This window comes from Halomonas sp., assembly GCF_052095765.1.
In the GTDB taxonomy this organism is placed as follows: Bacteria; Pseudomonadota; Gammaproteobacteria; order Pseudomonadales; family Halomonadaceae; genus Halomonas.
On the sequence record NZ_JBQDJZ010000032.1, the window covers coordinates 1 to 24,518 of the forward strand.

Consider the following 24,518-nt stretch of genomic DNA (forward strand, 5'->3'; position numbering starts at 1 on the left):
CGTGTCAGTTATCCTACATACATTATGCACGAAAACTTTCGGTTAGGCACTTAGAGCAGTATCTGCCAAGGCCATCCTTTGTTGTAAAAAAGAATCATTACCATTATGATTTGCCTTTCGTAGGGTGATGCCCGTTAAGCTTGCGCAGCTACCCGTCTAGAATCACCCATGCAGCCGGAGCATCTCTCAGGATTGAGCGTGCTGGCTGTAAGGGAGAGGTATGAAAGGGACTGAGTTTATGTTTTATAAATTAAAGAGATCACCACGGTGCTTCATGTTAGTTGGTTTCCTGACGGGCATTTCGATTTACAATTCTTCCCTGGCGCAAAATAACGCGCCGGACTCTGATGCAAGCCAAGAGCGGACTGTTAATCGTGAAGGTGCTCTTTTGCCTATCACAGTATATGGAACACGCCAGGCGCAATCGGTACTCGATATTGCTGGTACGGCCAACGTTATTACCGGCGATACTCTGCAAAAGCATCTTGTAACCGACATGCAAGAGGCTGTGCGTTACTTGCCTGGGGTTGATGTTTTCCGCCAGACATCAGGTACTGATCCGTTCAGTACCTATAGTGGTTTTAGTATTCGTGGCATTGGCGGAAACCGTGTGCAAATGCTGATAGACGGCTCGCGCGTGGCTGAAAGAGTGGGTGATGGCACTAGAGACTATGTAGACTTCAACTTTGTCAAACAAGTGGAAGTGGTGCGCGGTCCTTCATCGGTACTTTGGGGGGCCGACGCTTTGGCTGGCGTTGTGGCGGTAGAAACGCAAGACCCGGAAGATATTTTGCAAGGGCGAGACCGTGGTGTAGAAGCCGAAGTTGGCTATATGACTGTCAACCAAGAAATAGCATCGTCGCTAACCTTTGCCCAGCAGGTGAATAGTCAGGTGTCGTTCTTACTAGGGCTGGCACAGAGTAACGCTCATGAGCATGAGTTAAGCAACGCTCGCGGCGATGGGGGGCAGTTTGGCTGTGGTCGTAATATAGAGTTTGGCGCGACCGGCTGTGACACGCTGAACCCAGCCGATATCAGTACCACCCGTGGCTTGTCTAAGCTGGTTTGGATGCCTGACGATGTTCATCGCTTTGAGTTTTCGATGGATATCATGAGGCGAAATAACGATGTGGACAACCGCTATAACTTGGGCCCGCAACGATCCAGTTTCGATAACACCTTGACCGGAGAAATTTTAGAAGACAGTCGCCGAGAGCTGAAGCTTACACGGCAGCACTATGCGCTTGAGCACCAATGGAAACTGAATCAGCCATTAGTAAATACAGTTAAAACAACGCTTGCTTATTCTCCTTACGAATACGAGAGTCATAGTCGCGAAAGAAGTGAACTATCCAACGGTGATAAAACCTTTGAGACCGGCAATACAAAATATCAAGAGGATTTTGTCGAGCTGGATGTGCAGTTTACTTCGTTGGCCAAAGTTGAAAAAACTGATCATGTTCTGACTTGGGGTTTCGATGGCGATCTGGCCAACACTGACTACAGCTCCACCAGCAACTACAATAACCTGACCACGGGCGCTACTTCTTCCTCTAGGCTTAATAGCTTTGCCAAGGCCGAAACTCGTCGAGCAGACGTTTACCTGCAGGACCAAATATTGCTAGCTGGAGGCGCTCTGGAGCTGACGCCAGGCGTGCGGCTGGCCACTTACAGTATTGATCCAAGCCCCGGCCCTGACTATGAAGTAGTGGAGGGTTCCGAACCGAAAAAGGTTAGTAAAGAAAAGCTGTTGGCCAGCTTTGGTGCACTTTACCATTTTGATGATGACTGGTCGATTTGGGGGGCCTACAGCGAGGGCTTTAAAATGCCTACGGCGCGGCAGCTATATACCTCGCGGCCGGGTAGCTTTTTCAATCTGGTGCCAGCGCCGGACTTGCAGCCGGAAGAAGTGAAAAGTATTGAGGTAGGAGTACGTGGTGAGTTCGATAGGGCTTTCTTTAGCCTGAATGCGTTCGGCTCTGACTACGAAAATTTCATTGAGAACTTCTACTTTATTCCGGGTACCAACGACATCACGTTCCGCAACTTGTCAGAGGTGCGGTTGTGGGGAATAGAGGGCTCTGCCTCTTATCAGATTAATGACACATTTACTCTGAATGGTTCCGCCGCTTGGAAAAAAGGCCGTCAGCGCACTACTAGTGGTGGTGAGGCGGTGCCATTTACCACTGCACCCTTCACTGCCACCGTGGGTGTTGCTTACGACTCGCTCGCCCGAGATTACGGTGCAGAAGTGTTGGCTAATCTGGCCAGCAAGTTCACCGAAACATCTACCTCAGATGGTTTCAAGCCCCCAGGCTATGGCACTTTTGACGCTTACGCCTATTGGGACATTATGCCATCGGTGCGATTGAACGTCGGTATTATCAACATCTTCGACAAACGTTATTTCGAAGAAGGCGCAGCCGGCATGACGACGACGCCAAATCCCGCCGTTGCACGAACCAATCCCATTGAGCTGCAAACCGGTGCTGGACGTAATTTTTCGGCGTCTGTAGCGGTGAAGTTCTAATGCAGCAGGGGCGGCAATAATGATAGCTAATTTTGTCTTTCTTGTAAGGCAAGCGGTGAGCGGGCCGGGTGCTCGGCTTAGCTGGCTGATTTATGCCACGGTGCTGGGCCTGAACTTTTTTGGCATATGGGTTAGCCTGCAGCTGATTGACTGGAGTAAAAATTTTTATGATGCGTTGGAGCAGTTAAACGGCACGGCAGCACTGCATCAGGTAGGCGTGTTTGCTGTGCTCACTGGGCTCTCAGCCACCGCGTTTTTGCTGTCTGACTGGCTGCGGAAAACTCTGTTGTTGCGCTGGCGCGAACGGCTTACTGATCGAGTTCTAGATGTCTGGATGGGAAAAAAAACGTATTGGCATCTGCGCCCAGGCTTATCACAGGTGCAAATCGACAACCCCGATCAGCGCATTGCCGAAGATTCTAGGCGATTTTCTAGTTTGATTATTTCGGAAAGTATCGACCTGATTTCAAATACCGCTGCAATTTTCTCCTATCTGGTGGTGTTGTGGAGCCTGTCAGATTTTGCGTTGCAGTTCAGCATACTGGAAATTAATGTTTATATTCCTCATTACATGGTGTGGGCGGCGTTCTTGTATGTGCTCCTATCATCATTTTTGACTCATGCTTTGGGCAAGCCAATAAAGTCGCTAATTTTTCAGCAGGAAAAAAAGGAAGCCAACTTCCGCCGTGCTTTGGTGGATGTGCATGTGAATGCTGTGGAAATTGCCCAGACTGATGGCGAGCTCGCTGAGCGCAGGCACTTGGCCGGCCTATTCGGCGGTATCAAAAATAACTGGTCTCGGTTGATACGCCAGGAAGTGGTTTTAGGCACGTTTACTCGGCCATACTTGCAAACCATATTGCGCATTCCCATGTTTCTGGCGTTACCCGCTTATTTTGCCGGCAGCGTTACGCTGGGAGGGTTGATGCAGTTGGCATCGGCTTTTTCACGGGTAGCTACCACCCTGAGCTGGTTTATCTTTTCCTATCGTAGCTTGGCAGAATTGGTTGCCGTCAGTGAGCGCTTGATTCAGATGTTACATGCTGAAAATCCGCCACCGCTGCCTGATGCGCCGCAGGCCTTGAAATACCATCAGCACGGCGAAGATGCACTAAGCCTACGTTCGTTACAATTGGCAACGCCTCTAGGTCGGTTGCTGGCTCCCATCAGCGATGTAGACATTAAAGCCGGTATGCGAGTGTGGATTGATGGAGATTCGGGGCAGGGGAAAACCACTCTACTAGCATCGATCGCGGGGCTCTGGCGTTATGGCATAGGCAGCATTGGTTTGCCTAATCAACCCATCATGATATTGCCTCAGGGGGCTCATGTACCTGCTGGCAACTTGATCAGCGCCGCCTGTTACCCGGAAGATCCCGCTAACGTAAATCCGGAGACGTTGCACCAAGTCTTCACCCAGATAGGGTTGGAACACCGTCTGCATGAATGTGGTGGTCCTCATGGTGTTGCTGTTCAGGGGCTCTCCATGGGTGAGCGGCAGCGCTTGGGGTTTGCCAGAGTATTATTGCATCGTCCGCGGTGGCTGATATTAGACGAATCCACCAGCGCGCTGGATGTCAATGCTGAGCGGGAGCTGCTGGCGTTAATTAATGAAGCACTTCCAGACAGTGCAATATTATGCATTGCTCATAGGCCACCGATAGGGTTGGCGCCATTTAAAAAGCTGGTTATAGGCACAGCCTCGCTGCAAGCACAAAGGATTTCTGTATGAGTAAGCACACCCTGCCTGCTGGGCAATGGGTTGAACCGAGTAGCGGTAATATCTTGCAGCACCATGAACTAATGGCCCGTCTTGCTGGATTCGATGCAGTACTATTGGGTGAGCGACACGACCGTCGGCTAAACCACTTGTGGCAAGTGTATGTAGCCGCAGGGCTGTACGCACACCGCTCAAATATGATGATGGGGTTCGAAATGTTCCCTAAGCGCCTTAACCCAGTGTTGCAGCGCTGGGTTGCCGGAGAACTCACACCTGAATTGTTTTTTCAGCAGGCCGAATGGGGCACGGTATGGGGCTTCCCAGCAGACTTATATCAACCGCTTTTTGATTTTTGTCGCCTGTTTCAGGTGCCGATGTTGGGGTTAAACTGTCGACGAGAACTGGTAAGTGAGGTTGGTGAAAAGGGGTGGGAGGGGGTGCTGGATGCCAATAAAGAAGGCTTGTCTCAGGCCTGCCCCGCTACTATGGAATACCGCCAATATCTGTTTGATGTTACTGGAGGGGGGCGCACGAACCGAGCCGCACAATCTCCAGGTGACCCGAACTTCGACCGATTTGTGCGGGCGCAGCAAACTTGGGATCGGGCGTTTGCCTGCCGCATTGCGGAAGCTGTGAATTCGAAGGATAAGCCCTTGGTTGTCGGTATTATCGGTCGCGGTCACTTGGAAGGCTTTCACGGAACGCCAGCACAGCTTGCCGACCTAGGCGTTCGCAAGGTGGCAGTTTTACTGCCTTGGGATGGTTCTTTGGCAGCAGACAGTTTACCAGGGTCGGTTGCGACGGCGGTGTTTACCATGATGTCAGGTGAGTAATCGTCAGCCATTATCTACACGTTCTACGTTCAGGTGTTGAATGACTCAGGTCGTTAGGCGGGTTGATGTGGATATGTTGTATGCAGTGGTAATACAAGGGGTTATATAAAAAATCCTGTGCTGCATAAATTAACCTCTAATAGTTGGACGGCTCATTTATCCGATGCTCAGACCTTTACTCACCTCATGGTGGTAATGTTAGCCCTGATCCGAATAGAGCAGTGGCAGACCTCCTTGCACCAGCCTATCAAAGGCTTTCTTTAGCATTCCCTCACCAGATCAAGCGCTGGCCGTTCTGCTATCTGGAAGGCAGTGATCTCTCCGTTATACAGACCCATGACCGGCGACAGGTAGAGCTTTTAGCTATTGCCCTTGAGCTCGCTAATGTCTGTCATCCATCGTTGATGGGGGGCGCTGAGCCTGAAGCTGACGCTGTAACTAGTGGAATTATTAGAAACGAGAGGGCTGTTTTAGGATTGGATAGCGGGTCTTCACTTCAGTTGTAAAAGTGCCGCAATAAAATGAGCGCTGACAGCATGAAAGTCAGCGCTCAAGAGCTGTTACCTTGAAACTCAGCCTAGGTAGGCGTTGAGCATCCAGATGGTTTTTTCCTGCTCGCGGATGTAGTCGCTCATCTGAGCTGCGGTGCCTTCGTCATCGGCATCAGAGGCCACGGAGAGCAGCTCGCGCTGCAGCTCAATCAGGGTCTGGAAGCCTTTGAGTACGCCACGCACACAAGTTTCGCCGTCGGTGACGTTCTTGTCTTCCTCGATGCTGGCGAGGCGGAAGTAGTCGCTGTAAGCGTGCACCGGCTGATGCCCCAGTGTCAGGATGCGTTCGGCCACTTCATCGACCTTGGTCAGCAGATCGGTGTAGAACTCTTCAAATTTGACGTGCAACTCGAAGAAGTTGGCACCTTTGACATTCCAGTGGTAGCCACGCACGTTCATGTAGAACAGTTGGTAGTTCGACAGAAGCGAATTAAGTTGTTCAGCTAACTGACTGGCGCTAGCTTCGTGCAGGCCTATGCTGTTGGTATCGGTCATGCTTACTTCTCCTTAGTCGCTGTCTCATCATCCAAATGTGACGTGTCGGATGAACAGGGTATGAATAAGATGGTACGGCTGAAACGATAGCTATCGTTAGCTAATTCTGCGTATCAGCACCATAGCCTTACCATATGACATGAGGATGAGGTTTAGGTTATTCAAGGGCAGCAGCCTGTCATCCTCAGCAACAGGGAGTTCGATATGCGACAACACAGGATGCTTATTATGTCTCAGGTCAGGTGTCAGGCTCTACTAGCCATTCCTATGCTTGCCATGCTGCTGACGGGCTGTCAGTCCAACTCGACACAGCAGCCTGCTGCACTGGATTCTCCCCATGCCAGCTGTGAATGGGAGTTGCCAGGCGGTTTTCCACCGATGACAGTAGCGCAGGTGGCCGCTGCGCTGGAAAGTGAAGGTTTTGAGGTGCGTGCCGCTGAGTCGGGCATCGGGCTAGTCAGTGCTGAACGTTCCAGCCCTACGGTCTATCACAATCGATACGTTACCCGGCCAAGCCTGGGCGGCTTTGTGCTGGGCGGTAGCGGCGGTGGGTTCAGCAGTGGCGTCGGTATCTCGGTTGGCATGGACGGCATGGGCCGCGGTGGCAGCGAACGTGAGGATGCCACTCTGATTGAGCAGGTGTCGGTGCGGATGGATGGCCGGCATATGCAGGTCAGCCGAGACATGCGCATTTTTGGCTGGCGTGGAGAATTGAAAGAGTCCCGTGGCGGCTCGGGTGCGGCATTTTGCCAGTCGCTACGCAGCGTGCTGACTAAGCAGGCCGCCGCTGCCCTGGTGGAGGGGCAATAGGCTCAGGAGCAGCGGAAATTTAGGCAGGTTATTGCTTCATTCCCAGTCGATGGTGTCGATCAACGCGAGTAATCGGCTGCGCACCTCGGCCTGTTGGTCGCTCGTATATGGCTCGGCTTGGCTGTGGCCCCACACTGGCCCCGGCCAGGCTGGGTCGTCCTGGTTGCGCAGCACCACATGCAAGTGCAGCTGTGATACCACGTTGCCCAGGGTGGCGATGTTAAGCTTGTCGCCCTCAAAGTGTGCCTGGATGGCTTGACCAAGCCGCGTACCTTCCTGCCAGAGCTGCTGCTGGTCGGCGGCGGACAGTTCATGAACCTCGTGGATATGCTCGTAACGCGGAATCAGCACCAGCCAGACATAGCGTTGGTCGTTCATCATGCGCAGCTGGCAAAGCGGCAGCTCGGTCACGGGGTAGCTGTCAGCGATCAAGCGGGTATCGGGTTCGAAACTCGACATCGGGTGACTCCTTTATGTAGACGGTAAGGTGGGTGGCTAGGTAAGTGGTATCGAAAACAGTCACTCGTATCATGGCACAGCCGCTTTGCCCTGCCTCGGCTATTCCTCATGCCACTTCAGACCGCTATGCTTGGGCGTCGCAGCTAACTGGTGGAGAAAGCGTTATGGCGTGGTTCGAGGTATTGGCTTTACTGGGTATTGGCACGTTAGCTGGGTTTATCAATGTGCTGTCGGCCGGTGGCTCAATGCTGACATTACCGCTGCTGATTTTTTTGGGCTTGCCGCCGCAAGCGGCTAATGGCACCAACCGTGTGTCGATCGTGCTGCAAAGTGTCTCGGCGGTTAGCAATTTCCGGCGTGCCGGAGCGAGCCAGTTTGCGCTTAGTTTACGCTTGGCGGTGCCGGCGGTGGTGGGCTCGTTGCTGGGTGCTTGGCTAGCGCTGCTGGTTAGTGATGCGCTGTTCGAAGCGATATTGGTAGCTGTCATGTTGGGTTCGGCGGTAATGATGCTGTTGCCTCAGCCACGCATCGATACCCGGCCGCTGACCCTTGAACGGCTGACGCCGGCGGTGTATCTCGCGATGCTGTTCATCGGTATGTATGGCGGCTTCATACAGGTTGGCGTGGGCGTGCTGTTCATCGTGGTGCTGTATCGTATGCTGCGGATCGACCTGGCCCAGGTGAATGTGTTCAAAGTGCTGATCGTTCTGCTGTATACCCTGCCGGCGCTGGCCATCTTTGTGATCAATGATGAAGTGCGTTGGAGCTATGGGCTGGTACTGGCGCTGGGTAGCATGACCGGTGCCTGGCTTGCGGTAAGGGTGAACATGGGGCCGCGAGGCGCGCTATGGGTGAGATGGCTGACCCTCACCGCCATCGCGGCCATTATTTTGCGACTCCTGCTGTATTGATGCTGTACTGAAGCGGTATTGAACTTGCCTTAAGCCACATGAATGCGGCTAAATTGAGAAGGTTGTTACTATTTTACATTCTGTGGTTTGAGGAGAGCGCCATGAAACGAGGTTTACTGTTGATGCTTGCTGGGCTGATGGCCCTGTCGTTGCTGACAGGCTGCAACACCGTGCGCGGCGTGGGCCAAGATATTGAGAAGGGCGGGGAAGCCATCCAGAAGTCGTCAAGCTAATCTGACGTGGGTGCCGCATAGGCACCCACGTTTTTTCAGCGTGATGGTGAGGCATCAGCTTCCAACGTCAGGTGCTTTTGTGCTCCTGCGCTTCCAACTCGCGACTGACGCGGCGTTCTTCAAGTTCAGCCTGTTTGCGCAGCTGCTTGCGGCGCGCTGCTTTTTCAAAGCGCAATTTCTGTAGTGGTGTCTTCAGCTCCAGCGGCTCCACCTTGACTGGCCGGCCATCGTCTCCCATGGCCACCATGGTCAGGTAGCAGCTGTTGGTATGGCGAATCACCTTGTTGCGGATGTCTTCCGCAATCACCTTGACGCCGATTTCCATGGATGACTTGCCGACGTGATTAACGTTGGCCAAGAAAGTGACCAGTTCGCCAACGTGGATTGGCTGCTTGAACAGCACCTGATCAACCGACAGGGTGACGACATAGGTTCCCGAGTAGCGGCTTCCACAGGCGTAGGCCACCTCATCGAGCCTCTTGAGAATGGCGCCGCCGTGGACCTTGCCACTGAAGTTGGCCATATCTGGTGTCATCAGCACCGTCATTGACAGCTCATGGGGGCCGGGCAGGTTGTGATAGGTCATTGTCAGTGGTCCTTGGCTCGTCCCTGAGCCGCTTGGGGTTGTCTTTGAGGTTGTCGTTTAGGCCGTCGTCAAAAGTGCTACAGCCAAGTCAGGCCGATGGAGATGATGATACCGGTAAACAGCAGCTGGATCAGGCAGAAGCCCATGATGTCCTTGGCTTTAAGGCCAGCAATACCGAGCACCGGCAGTGCCCAGAAGGGCTGTAGCAGGTTGGTCCAGGCGTCACCCCAGGCAACCGCCATGGCCACCCGCGGAATATCCACGCCCAGCGCTTCGGCTGCGGGCAGCATGACTGGTGCCTGCACCGCCCATTGGCCACCCCCTGAAGGCACAAAGATGTTGACGATCCCAGCACTGATAAACGACCAGAAAGGCAGGCTGGTTTCAGTAGCAATGGAGACCAGCGCCGTCGACATTGTTTCAGCCAGGCCTGATTGGATCATGATGGCCATGATGCCGGCATAGAACGGGAACTGGATGACGATGCCAGCGCCGCCCTTGATGCCTTCATTGAGGGCGTTAAGCAGGCTCTGGGGTGTGCGGTGCAGCACAATGGCCAAAAACAGGAACATGAAGTTGACCACGTTCAGGTTGAGGCCGCCGCCGCCGATAAAGTAATTGACCAGATACAACAGCCCCGGTACGCCGACCAACAGCGCCAGCGTCATGCTGTTTTCCAGACGTTCGGCAGGACGGGTGATGCGTGCGCGGGTCTGTTCTTCGTCGCCCAGCAGCGCCGGGTCGATGTATACGCTTTCCTTTTCGCTGGGTAGCATCAGGCGGTTGATCAGTGGCACAGCGATGAACAGGGCAACCACAATAGCCAGGTTAAAAAATGAAAATATCGTCTGGCTGGTACCGATAACGCCGATTTGTTCTACCGAGAAGTGCCCCTCAGTGGCGATGGTCAGCGGTATGGAGCCGGCCAGTCCACCGTGCCACACTACAAAGCCTGAGTAGGCACTGGCCACCAGTAAGCGATAGTCAACGCGGATCTGGCGGGCCAGCTCCTTGGCAAATAGTGCCCCCACCACCAGGCCGAAACCCCAGTTGATCCAGCTGGCAAGCAGCGATACCAGGGTGACCAGGATGATGGCTGCCCCCGCATTCTTGGCCAGCCCGGCTAGACTTTGCAGCAGGCGCTTGACCGGCGGTGAGCTGGCCAGCATGAAACCGGTGACTAGTACCAGCAGCATCTGCATCGAGAAGGTGAGCAGGCCCCAGAAGCCATCGCCCCAGTATTGCAGCACTGCCAGCGGCGACTGGCGCTCAATGCCAATAGCGGCGGCACCGGCAATTATCGTCAATAGCAGTACGAACACATAGGGGTCGGGCAGGTAGCGCTCAACCAGTTTGACGGCAGGTCGAGATATGAATCCGAGCATATTAGGCATCCTGTTTGTTATCGGATCAGTGGCAGCAATCCGTCATGGGCTTGATAGCAAGACCTTACTGCCTGGCTGAGTAGGCAGGGCAGTGAAGTATGGTATTGAATTTACGCCTTTATCACGCCGTTGTTGCTATTTTGCGACCAAAGTCTAGGTGGTCTGAATCAGGTGGCGTCCATGACTCTGTCGATGGCGCCATAGCGGCGGCGCAGGGGGGTTAGGTAGGCAGCCAGAACGCCCGAGCGGACGATAAAGAAGCCCATGAATGACAGCCACAGCGCGTGATTGATCAGCCCATCGGCCAGTCGCTGTTGACTGAACAGCGCCTGAAATATCCACCACAGCACCAGAAATACCGCCAGGCCGGCAAATACACTGTTACGCATCTGTTTAATGGCGGTTGCACCAATGAAGACGCCGTCGAGCAGATAGCTCCAGACCGCAATAAGCGGTAGGGCGATCATCCATGGCAGGTAGGTGGCCGCTGTATCACGAACCTCTTCGAGGCCGGTCAGCAGGGCAATCAGCGCCTGGCCACCAACAATAAAGCCTAACGTGGCGAGCCCTGCGGTAACCAGCGAGAAGCGGGTGGCGGCGCGCAGCGTAGCATTGAATGTTCGCGGACTTTGCTGGCCGATGGCGCGGCCGATCAGTGATTCAGTGGCATGGGCAAAGCCGTCTAGGCCATAGGAGGTCAGCATGATGAACTGCAGAAGCACGGCGTTGGCGGCTAGAATGGTATCGCCCTGAGCCGCACCCTGAGCGGTAAAAAAAGCCATGGCGAACAGCAGCCCCAGGGTGCGTACAAAGAGGTTGGCGTTGACGCTGAACAGTTCAGTGTAGGCTGCAAGGCGCAGCAGGTGGTGGCGCAGGAAGCGGCCTTCAAGCAGCTTCAACTGACGGCTGATCAACCACAGGCCCAGCGCTAGCCCGCTGTAGTCGGCAATCACGGTGGCCCAGGCCACGCCGTCGCTGGTCATGCCGAGGCCTATCACGAAAAGCAGGTCAAACACGATGTTGACGCCGTTGGTCAGCACCATGATGAGCAGCGTTACCCGGGAATTCTGCTGACCCAGGAACCAGCCGAGAATCGCGTAGTTGGCCAGCACCGCCGGGGCCGATAGCAGGCGGATACCGGCGTACTCGGCAGCCAGCAAAGAGGCCTGCTCACTGCCGTCAAGTAGCCACAGCCCCAGGGTGACCAGCGGGCTACCGGCGATGATCAGTAGAAGGCCCAGCGTCATGGCCAACAGCAGCGACTGGCCCAGTAGATTGCGCACGGCTTCATCGTCTTCGCGCCCGGCGGCCTGGGAGGTGAGTCCGGTGGTGCCCATGCGCAGGAAACCAAAGCCCCAGTATAGGAAGCTGAACAGCGTGGCCCCCAGGGTGACCGCCGCTAGATAGCGTGCATCTGGCAGATGTCCGACCACGGCAGTATCCACCACCCCCAATAACGGAACGGTGATATTAGAAAGGATGATGGGCCAGGCCAGCGTCCACAGGCGACGGTAGCTGGCCGAAGAGTCAGCCATGCTGCGCGCTCGTGGAGGTTGTCATGATAAGAGGACTGGTCACGGATGCTAACCGGTAGCCACGAGGCGCTGGTACTTCTCCATCAGTTCTTCGCGGCTTTCCGGGCGCTGGGGGTCAAGCGGAATACAGTCTACCGGACACACCTGCTGACACTGGGGGGCATCATAGTGGCCCACGCACTCGGTGCATAGTTCAGGGTCGATGATGTAGATATCATCGCCGGCCGAGATGGCTTCATTGGGGCATTCGGGCTCGCAGATGTCGCAGTTGATGCACTCGTCAGTGATCATCAGTGCCATGGGAGTACCTCGTGGAGTTCGCAGCCGGCGACGCTGGCCATCAGCCTGGAAAAACCAAGCGTACTGGTCAGGTATTATAGTGGCTGCTCAGCGCTTGTGCGACGACGGGATGCACGTGCTTTGACACATCGCCGCCCAGCTTGGCAATTTCACGCACCAGAGTTGACGAAATGTAGGAGTTCTCGACTTCCGAGGTTAGAAACACGGTTTCTAGCTCGGGCATCTGGGCGCGGTTCATGTTGGCCAGCTGCAGCTCGTACTCGAAGTCCGATACGGCGCGCAGGCCACGTAGGATGATGTGCGCCTGCTGGTTTTTCATCAGCTCGGTCAGAAGCCCCGAAAAGCCGATGACTTCCACGTTGTCGAACTTGGCGGTGACTTCACGGACCAGATCCAGGCGGGTGTCCAGGCTTAGGTTGGGGCTCTTTTCGGGGCGGCCGGCAATGGCCACGACCACGCGCCCGAACAGTCGACTGGCGCGGCCGATCATCTCATAATGGCCGTTGGTGATGGGGTCAAAGGTGCCCGGATAGATCGCGGTCTGCATCACGGTTCTCCCTTATCGTCAGAGCAGCCATCAATACTGGCATCAAGGTCGTCTTCACGACCGTCATTAAGGCGACCAAAGGGGTTATTGACGGTCATAGACACGGGATTGGCGTAGCCGGGGATGTATATGGCATCCGCCTCGACCTTGAGCTCAGGCCCTTCCAGCACGCCGTCACCAAAGCGGTAGCGCGGGGCGAAGTGTCCCTGGTCGGCACGCTGATGATAGGCGGTGGCGGCCTGGCGTGTGGTTTCGCGGCGCTGGCGCCAGGCTTCCATGACCGGCTTGCCATGGCGCCTGGTCATCAGCCGCTCGGTAACTTCTGGTGACAACACCACGCCAGTGGCGTTGTTACCACCAAACCCTTTAGCGTTGATAAAGGACGCGTCGCCACGGAACGCAAGGGGCTCTCGGAAAAAGCGTAGGCGCTGGGCGTGAACGTCGTCGGCCACGTTATCCAGGGTGGCAATGCCGGGCAGCAGGTCATGCTGGAAGCTGCTCAGAGCGCTGACCAGCTGATCACCGGCGGCGCTGCCCTGGGAGTGGCCGATAAAGGCCTTGATGGCAACAACCGGCCACTGCTCGATGCCGTGGGCACGTGCTACCATGTCAAACACGTGGGACTCGGTTTCACGGTTTTTTGGTGTGCTGGTGCCATGGGCGTGCAGAAAGGTGCGTTCGCGCAAGGCGTGGTCGCCGAGCAGGTCGCGCACCAGCGCGGCGGCCTTGTTCAGGGTGATGTAGTTGCCGATACCCGGTGCCGAGATCGAGCGTTTCCAGCCGTCGGCGTTGATGAAAACCTCTGGCACGCTGCCGAGTATCTCGGCGCCCACTTCCAGCGCTAGGGCGTCATCCATCAGCATTACGAACTGGCTGGCTTCTCCCATAGTGAAGCCGCAGTTGCGGGCAAAGGGACGGCTGGCACGCTGATAGTCAGCGTCAGTCAGGCACTCCAGGGCATCCAGTGTTTTGAGGCTGTCGTCATCGGCCAGTGCACCCATGGCGCGAAAGCCTTCAACGATCTCTGGTGTAATCGGCGCATCGGCGGTGCCAACCATGACAATCCGGCGGCGACCGGCGCGGATGTCTTCGACGCCCATGCGCAAGTTGTACAGGAAACTGGCGCAGGCACCCAACGCTGCCCCGGTGGCTCCTACGCTGCCCAGCACATAGGCATTAAGGAAATCTGCCGGCATTTGGCCGTAGCCCAGCGGCATCTGTTTTGAGGTGGCGCGTTTGCCATCGGCAAAGCTCTTGAGCAGCCCGCCCCAGCCTGAATCATCCATCTGGCCGATGGAGTTGCCGGCATAGACTGCCACCTGGTTGGGGTCGAGCCGGTCCAGCAACGACTCCCAGCTCAGCCCGCTGTCATTGAGGCAGTCACTGGCGGAAAACACCGACATGGCCAGCCCACGCGGATGATGCACGCTGTGATAGAGAGTCTCTGGAGCGAAGCCGCTGGGCAGTTGGCCGGCGGTGCGCACTCTGGCCTGACGAGCATCCGGCAGCATCACGTTCATTTCGCCGGCGGGCACGGTAACTTCCAGCGTCTTGCGGTCAATTTCCTGCACCTGCCAGTCGGCGGGCAGGCTCTCGGGAAGCTGGCGGCGCGAGATACGGAAAGTCAGCGGCTGCTCAAGTGTCAGGTTTGCCCGGCGGTTGCCCGGCAGGCCGGCATCATTGAAGCGCGGGTCTTCAATACGGCGAATCAGGGTGTGGTCGAGAACCCGCTGGCAGGTCTGCTCAGCCAGTGAGGTGGCATCAAGCGGGCAGCCATTGGCGTCACGCCATTGGCCATCATCGCCGACGGTCGCCAATCGCATCATGGCTGCCAGGCCCAGCAGCGTGTGGGTCTGGATATCCTTGGGCAGGGCGTCGAGCACGGTACGGCGGAACGCCTGATGTCCAGAAGTGCGGCCGGCGGGATTGACGCCGCCCATGCCCACGATCACCGGTAAATGTGACAATCCGGGGTCCTCATTATGCAATGTGATGCGGTTGGGAGTCGGGGAAATATCTCTAAGCAGGGTACGGATCATAGCACTTGGGTTGGTGTGGCGTCATTGGCCACAACGGACTCTCGCCACGCCAATGATAGAATGTGTCACCCTGATTGTGTAACACACACTTTTTTAATGGCCTGACCACGATGTCTGACACTTCACGCCGAGTATCAAGCGCCCAGGCGGGGCCGCATCAGGATCTGGCGCGCCGCGTTGACCGAGCATTGCAGCATCCGCTGCGTAAGCCGGTGGCTGAGCATACCCGCCACGCCTTTGAGCATGCTGATGGGTGGCGACGCCAGCGCCTTGCAGCACCGCTGATCATTGATGCCGGATGCGGCGTTGGGCTGTCCACGCGGCGCTTGGCCCGGCGTTTTCCTGACAGTGTCGTGATCGGCATTGATCGCAGTGCTGATCGGCTGTCGCGCAACCATGGTGAGCTGCCGGACAATGCACTGCTGGTACGTGCTGATCTGGTGGATTTCTGGCGCCTGGCGCTGGCCGAGGGCTGGCAGCCGCAGCGCCACTATCTGCTTTACCCGAACCCTTACCCCAAACCGGGGCATCTCAAGATGCGCTGGGCGGGGCATCCGGTGTTTCCTGCTATCGTAGCGCTGGGCGGACGGCTTGAACTGCGCTCCAACTGGCAGATTTATGTTGAAGAGTTTGCGCAGGCGCTGTATCAGGCCGCCGGCATAGAGGTTGGTGTTGGCGAATACCAACCGGAGGACGGTTTTTTGACGCCTTTCGAAGAAAAATATCATCGTAGCGGCCAACCGCTGTGGCGTCTGGTGGTCACCTTGCCGTATCGTCCCGCTTTGCTGCCGCTAGCTTGATAGCCTGAGGCTGTTCACAAAAATCCTGTTTATCCGTTTGTTGGGAGGTGATGAATGCGCACCTGGAAAGAGAGAGTCGCGCATATGACGCTGTTTGAGATTGGCGGGCTGCTGATTGTGACGCCGCTGGCCAGCTGGCTGAGTGGCCATGGCTTGCTGGAGATTGGCGGACTGGCGGCGGTGATCGCCACCATGGCCATGCTGTGGAATTTGGTGTGGAACCGCATCTTTGATAGCTGGGTGCCCAGCCGGCGCCGCACATTGATGCAGCGCTTCGCCCAAGCTATCGGTTTCGAGCTGGGGTTGCTGGTCACTACGCTGCCCCTGATTGCCTGGTGGCTTGAAATCAGCCTGCTTGAAGCGCTGGTGATGGATATCGGCTTTCTCGTTTTCTTCCTGTTCTATGCCATGGCATTCAATACCCTGTTTGATCGCATCATGCTGCGGCGTTTGGCGGCCAAGGGAACGGCATGAGCTATATGTATCTGGCGCTGGCCATCGTGGCTGAGGTAATCGCTACATCGGCGCTCAAGTCGTCCATGGGATTTACCCGGCTGTGGCCCAGCGTGACGGTGGTAGTGGGTTATGGGCTAGCGTTTTATATGCTGTCGCTGGTGCTGCGCAGTCTGCCGGTGGGCGTGGCGTATGCCATCTGGGCCGGACTTGGCATTGTGCTGGTTACTTTAGTGGGCGTGGTGGTGTATGGCGAGCGGCCTGACTTACCGGCGCTACTCGGTATGGCCATGATTGTTGGCGGCGTGCTGATCATCCAGCTGTGGTCGTCCGTGTCGCCTCACTGACGTCGCCCATGCATAGTCGAAACGCGCTGGTGGTACAGGTAAACTGCGCGCTTTGCTCGGCCTTTTCCGCCTGTTCTGTGATGACGCGATGATGCCAAGATGCTGCCTACCCAACCCCATGCCCGGACAAGATGCCGCCATGCCGTTTCGTATGTTATTGCTCTGTTTTTTCTTGTTGCTGTGGCTTCCTACTGGCGCAGTGGCCAGCGGCTTTCCTTCACTGACAACCCTGCAGGGTGAAGGTTTTCAGGTCGGTGCCGAGGCGCGTTTGCTGGCTGTGGGTAATGAGCCGGGACGCACTCTGGGTAGCATGTCGCCGTCGCGTGAGCTGTCGCCGGCTTCGGTCACCAAGGTGTATACCGCAGCAGCGGCGCTGGACAAGCTTGGCCCGCAGCATCGCTTCACTACACGTCTGGTGAGCCAGGCCAAACCGGATGCCAACGGTGTGCTGATGGCTGATCTGGTGTTTGATGGGGGTGGCGATCCCGGTTTAACCAGCGAGGACTTGTGGCGGCTGGCCCAGCGGTTGTATGAAGCCGGAGTGCGTCAGGTCAATGGTCAGCTGATTATCAGCCAATGGCGCTTCGGCCCGGTCAAGTGTTTGACTACCGACCGCTGTCGCGTGGTGGAGCGTTCCGACAACGCCTACAGCGCGTTGCTGAGCTCTGCCGGGGTCAACTACGGCAGCTGGTGCGTGGCGGTAGCACCACGCCAGGCCGGACAGCCAGCCAGGGTAACTGGCTGCGACAGCAAAATTGCCCTGCCGCGTATTGAAAACAACGTGACCACCCAGCCGGCCAACAGTGGCACGGAGCTGTCAGCGCGCCGCGTGAGCGATGCTGATGGTGATGTGCTGCGTGTATCGGGCAAGATTTCTACCAATGCCTATCCCCGCCAGATTTACCGCGCCAGCTCAGATCCTGCGGCCCAGACCGGGGAGCTGCTGCTGGACATGCTGATCCAGTCGGGTATCAGCGTGCGCGACGGCTATGCCACCACGACCCAGCGCCCGGCGGGTGGCTCACACCAGTTGGCCGCGGTTGACGGTAAGCCGCTGCAGGAAGAGCTGCTGCGTATGCTGAACTATTCCAACAACTTCATGGCCGATGTGCTGGCGCTGAACCTGGTTGACAGCCCAAGGCCCGACCTGGCCCAAGCGGGTGCCGCTGTGGGCGCCTTCGCTGGCAGCCTGCCTGGCCACGGCCCCTTGACGCTGGACAGCGGCAGCGGTCTGACCACCACCAACCGCATCACCGCCGCTGGAGCCAACGTGCTACTGGAAAGTATGTACCAGCGCCCCTCGCTATTTCCCGGCCTGGTGGCCGGCCTGCAGTCGCCAGAAAATGGCGTGATGCGCTTCATTCGCCGTGGTTCGCCAGATTTTCAGCGTAGCGTGATGATCAAAACCGGCACACTGAATCAGCCGGTTGCCGTGAGAGCGATGACCGGCTACTTCCGCACCCGCTCCAACCGCTGGGGAGTGTTTACTGTGCTGGTGAACGGCACGGCTTCCACGCCCTATCTGAGTTGGTCCCGAGTGATTGACAGCATTGCCGCCGACCTTGAGCCGATGATCAATGCCAATTGATAACGGCCCACAGCGGTGGCAGGAGCATAGTCATGACGACAGGTAATGGAAACACCCCGCGACACACCGGTTTTCGCCACTTGATCAACTCCACGCGCTACTCGCTCAAAGGTCTGCGCGCGGCGTTTCGCGATGAAGCCGCCTTTCGTCAGGAGCTGTTGCTATGTGTGATCTTGCTGCCGCTGGCCATCTGGCTGGGCCGTGAACCGCTGGAATGGATAGTGCTGATTGGCAGCTGCCTGCTGGTGCTGATTGTCGAGCTGCTTAACAGCGCAGTGGAAAACGTGGTCGATCGCATCGGGCCGGAGCATCACGAGCTGTCCGGACGCGCCAAGGACATCGCCTCCGCCGCCGTCATGCTCGCGCTGTGTACCGCCGGCCTGACCTGGGGCCTGCTGCTGTGGGCGCGGCTGTTGGGGTGATGCTGCGCAGCGGCTGGTGATAAACCACCGTGCTTGGGTATGCTGATGCTGTTTCTCTTGTGCAAGCGAGTTGCTCATGGCGTTACCCGATGACTTCCTGCCGCTGAATGCCGTACCTGATCCGCTGAGCGGTGCGCTGGCCCATGCCTGGTCGCGGCTGCAACATGCCATCAAGCAGGCTGACAATCTCGCTGGCATGCAGAACAAGCCCCTGCCCAGCGAGCGTTGGAACGCACTGTCGGCTGGGCGTCGCGCCGAGCTGGCACGGGTGCTGGTGATCTCTGATTTTGTACTGGACAGCCTGGTGCGCTACCCGGACTGGCTGTTTGGTCTGGAGGCCTCGGGTGAGCTGGAAAGCCCGCTGCCCGACCTACAGCAGGCGCTGGCCGAGCGTCTGGCGCAGGCCGAGGATGAGCCCAGCCTGTATGCTGAGCTGCGGCGCTTTCGCCGGGCGCGCATGCTGGGCATTGTGTGGCGCGACCTGACTCGCCCGCCGGGCATCGACATGTGGGCTACATCGGCGGCGGTCTCGCGGCTGGCTGAGGCCTGTCTTGAACAAGCATTGCGCTGGTTTGAAGCACACTTGGTGGCGCGCTGGGGGCACCCTGAACCACGGCCTGGCGGTGCGGCGCAGCGGCTGGTGGTGCTGGGCATGGGCAAGCTGGGCGCGGGCGAACTTAACCTGTCATCGGATATCGACCTGATCTTTGCCTTTCCCACTGGAGGCGAGACCCGGGGTGGGCGCAAGTCGCTGGAGCATCAGGAGTACTTCACCAAGCTGGGGCAAAAGCTGATCGGCGCGTTGGATGCCATGACCGCCGATGGGTTCGTGTTTCGCATGGACATGCGCCTGCGTCCGCTGGGTGATGGCGGTCCGCTGGTCGGCAGCTTCGCCTCCATGGCTGCCTACTATCAGGATCAGGGCCGGGAGTGGGAGCGTTATGCGCTGCTCAAGGCCAGGCCGGTGGCTGGTGATTTTGCCGCTGGGGCTGAGCTGCTCGATACCCTGCGGCCCTTCGTGTATCGCAAGTACATCGACTTCGGTGCCATTGAGTCGCTGCGTGAACTCAAGGCAATGATCAACCGCGAAGTGCATCGTAAGGGCATGGAAAGCAATATCAAGCTGGGCCGCGGTGGCATCCGTGAGATCGAGTTTGTGGTGCAGGCTTTTCAGCTGATTCGCGGTGGCCGCGATACCGAGCTGCAGGTGACCTCGCTGAAAACCGCCCTGGAGCAGCTGCCGGCGCTGAACCTGCTGGCGCCCAGCGTGACCGATGAACTGACCCCCGACTATGTGTACCTGCGCGACCTTGAGCATGTGCTGCAGGCCCGTGAAGACCGCCAGACCCAGACGCTGCCCGATGATGCCGAAGAACGCCAACGGGTAGCGTTTGCCATGCATCAGCCCGACTGGAGTTCGCTCACCGCAGCGCTTGATGCGCTGCATGAGCGTGTGCGTCACCACTTTGACGCAGTGATTGCGGACCCCGAAGACGAGATCGAGGAAGAGGAGCAGGTCGCTGGCAATGAGGATGGCGTGGCGCTGGAACAGTGGCGCGTGCTGTGGCGCGATAGCTTGCCTGACGATGAGGCCTGCGGGCTGCTCACCAAAGGCGGTTTTGAGCAGCCCGCAGACAGTCTGCGGCGCTTGAGAACGCTGCGTGACTCTCGGGCTGTGCAGTCCATGCAGCGCATCGGCTATGGTCGTCTGGAGGCGCTGATGCCACTGTTACTGGATGCCGCCGCCGCCAGTGACACCCCTGATCGCAGCTTGGTCAGTGTGCTGCCGCTGATCGAGGAGGTGCTGCGGCGCACCGCTTATCTTGCCCTGCTGCGTGAAAATCCCGATGCGTTGGGCCATCTGATGCGGCTGTGCAGCGCCAGTCCCTGGATTGCTGAGCAGCTGGCTCGCCACCCGATTCTGCTCGACGAACTGCTGACGCCAGAGACGCTTTATACGCCTGCCGATCGCCAGCGGCTGGCTGACGAGCTGCGCCAGGCGCTGGGCCGGATTCCTGAGGATGACGAAGAAGCCCTGCTGGAGGCGCTGCGCGTCTTCAAGCACGCTCAGGTGCTGCATGTGGCGGCCTCGGATATTGCGGGCACCCGGCATCTGATGAAGGTCAGCGATTATCTGACCTATATTGCCGAGGTGATTCTTGAGGCAGTGCTGGCGATGGCCTGGAAGCACCTCACTCGCAAGCACGGCTTCCCCGAGCGCAACGACGGTTCACGTAGCGGTCAGCAACCGGATTTCCTGATCGTTGGCTACGGCAAACTGGGCGGTATCGAGTTCAGCTACGGCTCTGATCTCGACCTGGTGTTTCTGCATGATGGGGCGAATCAGGGCACCACTGATGGCGCGCGGCCGATTGATAATGCGGTGTTCTTTACCCGACTAGGCCAACGCATCATCCATTTGCTGACCGCCGTGACGCCCAGCGGCAGCCTCTATGAAGTGGACATGCGGCTGCGGCCTTCCGGCAACTCGGGCCTGTTGGTCGCCAGCCTGGATTCTTTCGCCGAATATCAGCGCAAGGAAGCCTGGACCTGGGAACATCAGGCGCTGGTTCGCGCACGGGTGGTTGCCGGTAACGACCAACTGGCCGCGCGTTTTGAGCGGGTGCGCGCCGAGGTGCTGGGGCGTGAGCGCCAACGGGCTGACTTGCGCCACGACGTGGTTGAGATGCGCGAAAAAATGCGCGGACATCTGGGCGGTAAGACAGGCCCCAGCCTGTTTGACTTCAAGCATGATACGGGCGGGATGGTGGATATCGAGTTTGTGTGTCAGTTTGCGGTACTGGCCATGGCCCATGACACGCCAGAGTTGCTTGAGTGGAGTGATAACATGCGCATTCTCGATACGCTTGAGGCCAGTGGGCGATTGCTGCCCAGCGAGGCCGAGGGGCTGCGTGAAGCGTATCTGGCCTGCCGCAGCGGAGCTCACCGAGCGTCGCTCACCGGCCAGCCTGCCCACGGTGATGTTGAATCCTTTGCCGCTCACCGTCAGGCGGTCATTGCCGTGTGGCACAAACTGTTGGCACCGGAGTCGTCTTGATCCACGCTTTTTCGCTTCAGCCAATTCACCCTAATTGCATCCAGGAAACATAGATGAACAAGGTACTGGTCCTGCATGGCCCCAACCTCAACCTGCTGGGAACACGCCAGCCCGAGATTTACGGCCATGAAACCCTGTCTGATATCGACAACGGGCTGCGCGAGCGTGGTTTGCTGGCTGGCTGGGAAGTCAACTGTCGGCAGAGTAACCATGAGGGCGAGCTGATCGATTGGATTCAGGCTGCGCGTCTAGACGCTACGGCAGCCATCATTATCAACCCTGCCGCCTACACTCACACCTCGGTAGCCATTCTCGATGCACTCAGCGCTTTCGAGGGCCGGGTTATCGAAGTTCATCTGTCCAATGTGCACAAGCGCGAGGCGTTTCGTCATCATTCCTATGTTTCATTGCGTGCCGATGGCGTGATCGCCGGTCTTGGCAGTCAGGGATATCGCGCTGCGTTGGACGCGCTGATAGCCAGCGAGAAACCTGTCGCATGACAGGGTGGTGTGACAGATGTGGTTGCGATAAGCGCGATAAAGGACTGAGCCCATGAAAGAAAATCTGTCAGCGTTCCAGTTGATGATTCTGGTGCTGTCCTTTTATGTTATTGGTGCTCTTGCCGTGGACGTATTCTTCGATCTGTCTGCGGAAATGTCGCAGCTGCTGCAATATATCGACCTGGTGGTGTGCTTTTTCTTTTTCCTCGACTTTGCCATCCGTTTCCGCGCGGCACGCAACAAGTGGCGATTCATGCGCTGGGGCTGGATCGACCTGCTCGCCAGCATTCCGGCCGGAATGCTGTTCGCCGGGCGGCTGGTGCGGATGGTGCAGGTTATCCGGGTGCTACGGGCGATCAAGTCGATGAACATGATCTGGCGGATCCTGTTTCGCAATCGTGCCGAGGGATTGTTTGCGTCGGTGGCCACGGCAACGCTGTTGCTGGTGGCTTTTGGCTCGATGACCATGTTGTTGGTGGAAAGTCCGAATCCTGAGAGCAGTATTGATACTGCCGAGGAGGCGCTGTGGTGGGCCTTCGTTACCGTAACGACGGTCGGTTACGGTGATTACTATCCCATCACGACGTTGGGGAGGGTGGTGGCGGTGGCATTGATGATTGCCGGGGTTGGGCTGTTCGGTAGCTTCGCTGCCTATATCAGCTCGCTGTTCATCGGTGATCAGGAAGATGAAAACGCCCGTCAGCATCGAGCCAGTCGTGACCTGACCCGCCAGCTCTACCACGAGATCGTTGCCCTGCGTCAAGAGCTTGATGCGCTGCGTGCTGAGTTGCCAGCAGCCCACGACGTCGGCCAGGTGTCGATAAAGCCCGCACTATCCGGGGCATCGCCTCGCCATAAGCCAGGCGATGCCCCGGATGAGTCCTGATGCTATTTCCTGATGGTGCCGAACTCTGGGTAGGCCTCCATACCACACTCGGCCAGGTCCACTCCGCTATACTCTTCCTCTTCGCTGACGCGAATTCCCATGACTACCTTGAGAATCAGCCACACGACCAAGCTTGCTGTGAACATCCAGGCACTGATAGCGAGGATACCGATTAGCTGAGCGGAGAGGATCGCCTCTGCGTTGAACAGCGGTACTGCCAGCACGCCCCAGATACCCACGACACCGTGAGCTGAGATGGCACCGACTGGGTCATCAAGACGCAGAGTATCCAGCGTAACGATAGCGACGATAACCAGTACGCCACCTACCGCGCCGATTAGTGTTGCGCCCAAAACAGTGGGTGATAAAGGGTCGGCGGTAATGGATACTAAACCGGCGATGGCACCATTGAGCACCATGGTTAGGTCTGTCTTACGGAACCACAGCTTGGACAGTAATAGAGCGGCGATGACACCACCGGCAGCAGCAGCGTTGGTGTTGGAGAACACCTGAGCCACATGATTGGCTGAAATAGCATCAGAAATCTTCAGCTCAGAGCCGCCGTTGAAGCCGAGCCACCCCATCCACAGAATGAACATCCCTAGCGTTGCTAAAGGCAGGTTGGCACCAGGAATGGCAAAGATAGCGCCGTCTTTACCGTACTTCCCTTTACGCGGTCCTAGTACCAGAACACCGGCCAGAGCCGCTGATGCACCGGCCAAGTGGACAATGCCTGAGCCGGCATAGTCGAAATAGCCCAGCTCGCTCAACCAGCCGCCGCCCCAAGTCCAGTAACCGGATACAGGGTAGATCAGGCCAGTCATGACTACGGAAAAGGCCAGGAAAGCCCACAGTTTCATGCGCTCTGCTACCGCACCGGAAACGATAGACATGGCGGTAGCCACGAACACAACTTGGAAGAAGAAGTCAGCGCGTTGAGCGTAATAAGGTGCATCCTCACTACCGCTGATGACTGCCTCGACGGTGTTTTCTGTGCCGATCAGCATGCCTAGGGTAGGCAGGATGCCGCCCGCCTCACTGGAATACATGATGGCGTAGCCCACTATCAAGTACATGGTGCAGGCAATGGCGAATAGTGCGACGTTTTTGGTCAGGATTTCAGCAGTGTTCTTAGACCGGACTAGACCAGCTTCGAGCATTGAGAAGCCAGCGGCCATCCACAACACCAGTGCGCCGCAGATGAGAAAATAAAAAGTATCGAGCGCATAGGTCAACTGTCTTAGCTCATTTAATTCGTTCATGTGTCTATCTCCGTGACGATGCACTGTGGCAATCAAAAAATGTTTCAAATCACACTGCGTCAGCGCCGCGTTCACCGGTACGGATGCGAATGACGTCTTCGAGTGTTGTCACAAACACCTTACCGTCACCGACTTTTCCGCTATTGGCGGCTGTGCAGATGGCATCGAGCGCGCTTTCCAGGCGATCACTGTTTACGGCTACTTCGATTTTCATCTTAGGAAGAAAGTCGACGACATATTCCGCGCCACGATACAGTTCGGTATGACC

Annotated in this window: 24 protein-coding genes; 14 read left to right on the plus strand and 10 right to left on the minus strand. The window is 57.1% G+C overall.

What is annotated here, in order from left to right; all coding sequences use genetic code 11:
* Positions 1-220 precede the first annotated feature (220 nt).
* Genes ACTH3D_RS05990 through ACTH3D_RS06000 form a run of 3 tightly spaced genes read left to right on the plus strand, consistent with a single transcriptional unit; the run spans position 221 to position 5,083 of the window.
* Complete coding sequence (locus tag ACTH3D_RS05990) at positions 221-2,530, plus strand: TonB-dependent hemoglobin/transferrin/lactoferrin family receptor (protein ID WP_441666155.1); 2,310 nt, start codon at positions 221-223, stop codon at positions 2,528-2,530.
* Positions 2,531-2,549: 19 nt separating this feature from the next.
* A complete protein-coding gene (locus tag ACTH3D_RS05995) occupies positions 2,550-4,262 on the plus strand; it encodes an ABC transporter ATP-binding protein/permease (protein WP_441666156.1) in 1,713 nt (570 codons plus the stop codon).
* Positions 4,259-5,083: a ChaN family lipoprotein gene (locus ACTH3D_RS06000; RefSeq protein ID WP_441666157.1), complete on the plus strand. Its 825-nt coding sequence runs from the start codon at positions 4,259-4,261 to the stop codon at positions 5,081-5,083. Before ACTH3D_RS05995 ends, ACTH3D_RS06000 begins: the two co-directional genes overlap by 4 nt.
* A 572-nt stretch (positions 5,084-5,655) precedes the next feature.
* Here the strand turns inward: ACTH3D_RS06000 and ACTH3D_RS06005 are convergent.
* Positions 5,656-6,129 carry a Dps family protein gene (locus ACTH3D_RS06005; protein WP_441666158.1) on the minus strand — a complete coding sequence of 158 codons (474 nt, stop codon included), beginning with the start codon at positions 6,127-6,129 and terminating at the stop codon, positions 5,656-5,658.
* Between the two features lie 228 nt (positions 6,130-6,357).
* Here ACTH3D_RS06005 and ACTH3D_RS06010 point away from each other — a divergent pair, with 228 nt between their 5' ends.
* Positions 6,358-6,939: a hypothetical protein gene (locus ACTH3D_RS06010; protein WP_441666159.1), complete on the plus strand. Its 582-nt coding sequence runs from the start codon at positions 6,358-6,360 to the stop codon at positions 6,937-6,939.
* 36 nt (positions 6,940-6,975) lie between these two features.
* Here the strand turns inward: ACTH3D_RS06010 and ACTH3D_RS06015 are convergent, their stop codons facing one another.
* On the minus strand, positions 6,976-7,398 hold the full coding sequence (locus ACTH3D_RS06015; RefSeq protein ID WP_441666160.1) for an HIT domain-containing protein: 423 nt from the start codon (positions 7,396-7,398) through the stop codon (positions 6,976-6,978).
* A gap of 164 nt (positions 7,399-7,562) precedes the next feature.
* Between ACTH3D_RS06015 and ACTH3D_RS06020 the strand changes: the two genes are divergently transcribed.
* Positions 7,563-8,309, plus strand: a complete 747-nt coding sequence (locus ACTH3D_RS06020; protein ID WP_441666161.1) for a sulfite exporter TauE/SafE family protein — start codon at positions 7,563-7,565, stop codon at positions 8,307-8,309.
* A 101-nt stretch (positions 8,310-8,410) separates the two neighbouring features.
* Complete coding sequence (locus tag ACTH3D_RS06025) at positions 8,411-8,542, plus strand: entericidin A/B family lipoprotein (protein WP_441666162.1); 132 nt, start codon at positions 8,411-8,413, stop codon at positions 8,540-8,542.
* Between the two features lie 67 nt (positions 8,543-8,609).
* Here the strand turns inward: ACTH3D_RS06025 and ACTH3D_RS06030 are convergent, their stop codons facing one another.
* From ACTH3D_RS06030 to ACTH3D_RS06055, 6 genes are all read right to left on the minus strand, one after another.
* On the minus strand, positions 8,610-9,128 hold the full coding sequence (locus tag ACTH3D_RS06030; RefSeq protein WP_441666163.1) for an acyl-CoA thioesterase: 519 nt from the start codon (positions 9,126-9,128) through the stop codon (positions 8,610-8,612).
* 77 nt (positions 9,129-9,205) lie between these two features.
* Entirely contained in the window at positions 9,206-10,513 is a 1,308-nt protein-coding gene (locus ACTH3D_RS06035; protein ID WP_441666164.1) for a short-chain fatty acid transporter, read from the minus strand.
* Positions 10,514-10,680: 167 nt separating this feature from the next.
* On the minus strand, positions 10,681-12,048 hold the full coding sequence (locus ACTH3D_RS06040) for an MATE family efflux transporter (protein ID WP_441666165.1): 1,368 nt from the start codon (positions 12,046-12,048) through the stop codon (positions 10,681-10,683).
* A gap of 48 nt (positions 12,049-12,096) precedes the next feature.
* Positions 12,097-12,348 carry a YfhL family 4Fe-4S dicluster ferredoxin gene (locus ACTH3D_RS06045; protein ID WP_441666166.1) on the minus strand — a complete coding sequence of 84 codons (252 nt, stop codon included), beginning with the start codon at positions 12,346-12,348 and terminating at the stop codon, positions 12,097-12,099.
* Between the two features lie 67 nt (positions 12,349-12,415).
* Positions 12,416-12,895 carry a pantetheine-phosphate adenylyltransferase gene (coaD, locus tag ACTH3D_RS06050; protein ID WP_441666167.1) on the minus strand — a complete coding sequence of 160 codons (480 nt, stop codon included), beginning with the start codon at positions 12,893-12,895 and terminating at the stop codon, positions 12,416-12,418.
* Positions 12,895-14,835, minus strand: a complete 1,941-nt coding sequence (locus ACTH3D_RS06055; RefSeq protein ID WP_441666179.1) for a beta-ketoacyl synthase — start codon at positions 14,833-14,835, stop codon at positions 12,895-12,897. Before ACTH3D_RS06055 ends, coaD begins: the two co-directional genes overlap by 1 nt.
* 209 nt (positions 14,836-15,044) lie before the next feature.
* Here ACTH3D_RS06055 and trmB point away from each other — a divergent pair, with 209 nt between their 5' ends.
* The 8 genes from trmB to ACTH3D_RS06095 all read left to right on the plus strand — a co-directional run bounded on the left by trmB (position 15,045) and on the right by ACTH3D_RS06095 (position 22,988).
* Complete coding sequence (gene trmB / locus ACTH3D_RS06060) at positions 15,045-15,734, plus strand: tRNA (guanine(46)-N(7))-methyltransferase TrmB (protein ID WP_441666168.1); 690 nt, start codon at positions 15,045-15,047, stop codon at positions 15,732-15,734.
* Between the two features lie 54 nt (positions 15,735-15,788).
* Complete coding sequence (locus ACTH3D_RS06065; RefSeq protein ID WP_441666169.1) at positions 15,789-16,208, plus strand: PACE efflux transporter; 420 nt, start codon at positions 15,789-15,791, stop codon at positions 16,206-16,208.
* On the plus strand, positions 16,205-16,534 hold the full coding sequence (locus tag ACTH3D_RS06070; RefSeq protein WP_441666170.1) for a DMT family transporter: 330 nt from the start codon (positions 16,205-16,207) through the stop codon (positions 16,532-16,534). Before ACTH3D_RS06065 ends, ACTH3D_RS06070 begins: the two co-directional genes overlap by 4 nt.
* A gap of 139 nt (positions 16,535-16,673) precedes the next feature.
* Positions 16,674-18,122: a D-alanyl-D-alanine carboxypeptidase/D-alanyl-D-alanine endopeptidase gene (dacB, locus tag ACTH3D_RS06075; RefSeq protein WP_441666171.1), complete on the plus strand. Its 1,449-nt coding sequence runs from the start codon at positions 16,674-16,676 to the stop codon at positions 18,120-18,122.
* Between the two features lie 32 nt (positions 18,123-18,154).
* Positions 18,155-18,544 carry a diacylglycerol kinase gene (locus ACTH3D_RS06080; RefSeq protein WP_441666172.1) on the plus strand — a complete coding sequence of 130 codons (390 nt, stop codon included), beginning with the start codon at positions 18,155-18,157 and terminating at the stop codon, positions 18,542-18,544.
* A gap of 76 nt (positions 18,545-18,620) precedes the next feature.
* Positions 18,621-21,602, plus strand: a complete 2,982-nt coding sequence (gene glnE, locus ACTH3D_RS06085) for a bifunctional [glutamate--ammonia ligase]-adenylyl-L-tyrosine phosphorylase/[glutamate--ammonia-ligase] adenylyltransferase (protein WP_441666173.1) — start codon at positions 18,621-18,623, stop codon at positions 21,600-21,602.
* Positions 21,603-21,655: 53 nt separating this feature from the next.
* Positions 21,656-22,102, plus strand: coding sequence for a type II 3-dehydroquinate dehydratase (gene aroQ / locus ACTH3D_RS06090; RefSeq protein ID WP_441666174.1), 447 nt, complete (start codon positions 21,656-21,658; stop codon positions 22,100-22,102).
* Between the two features lie 52 nt (positions 22,103-22,154).
* Positions 22,155-22,988, plus strand: coding sequence for an ion transporter (locus ACTH3D_RS06095; RefSeq protein ID WP_441666175.1), 834 nt, complete (start codon positions 22,155-22,157; stop codon positions 22,986-22,988).
* A 2-nt stretch (positions 22,989-22,990) separates the two neighbouring features.
* Here ACTH3D_RS06095 and ACTH3D_RS06100 read toward each other — a convergent pair whose 3' ends face one another.
* Together ACTH3D_RS06100 and ACTH3D_RS06105 are read right to left on the minus strand one after the other, a co-directional pair.
* Positions 22,991-24,250 (minus strand): ammonium transporter, encoded by a 1,260-nt coding sequence (locus ACTH3D_RS06100; protein ID WP_441666176.1) that lies wholly within the window; start codon positions 24,248-24,250, stop codon positions 22,991-22,993.
* 49 nt (positions 24,251-24,299) lie between these two features.
* Positions 24,300-24,518: P-II family nitrogen regulator (locus ACTH3D_RS06105; RefSeq protein ID WP_441666177.1), on the minus strand; the 219-nt coding region annotated here is incomplete at its 5' end.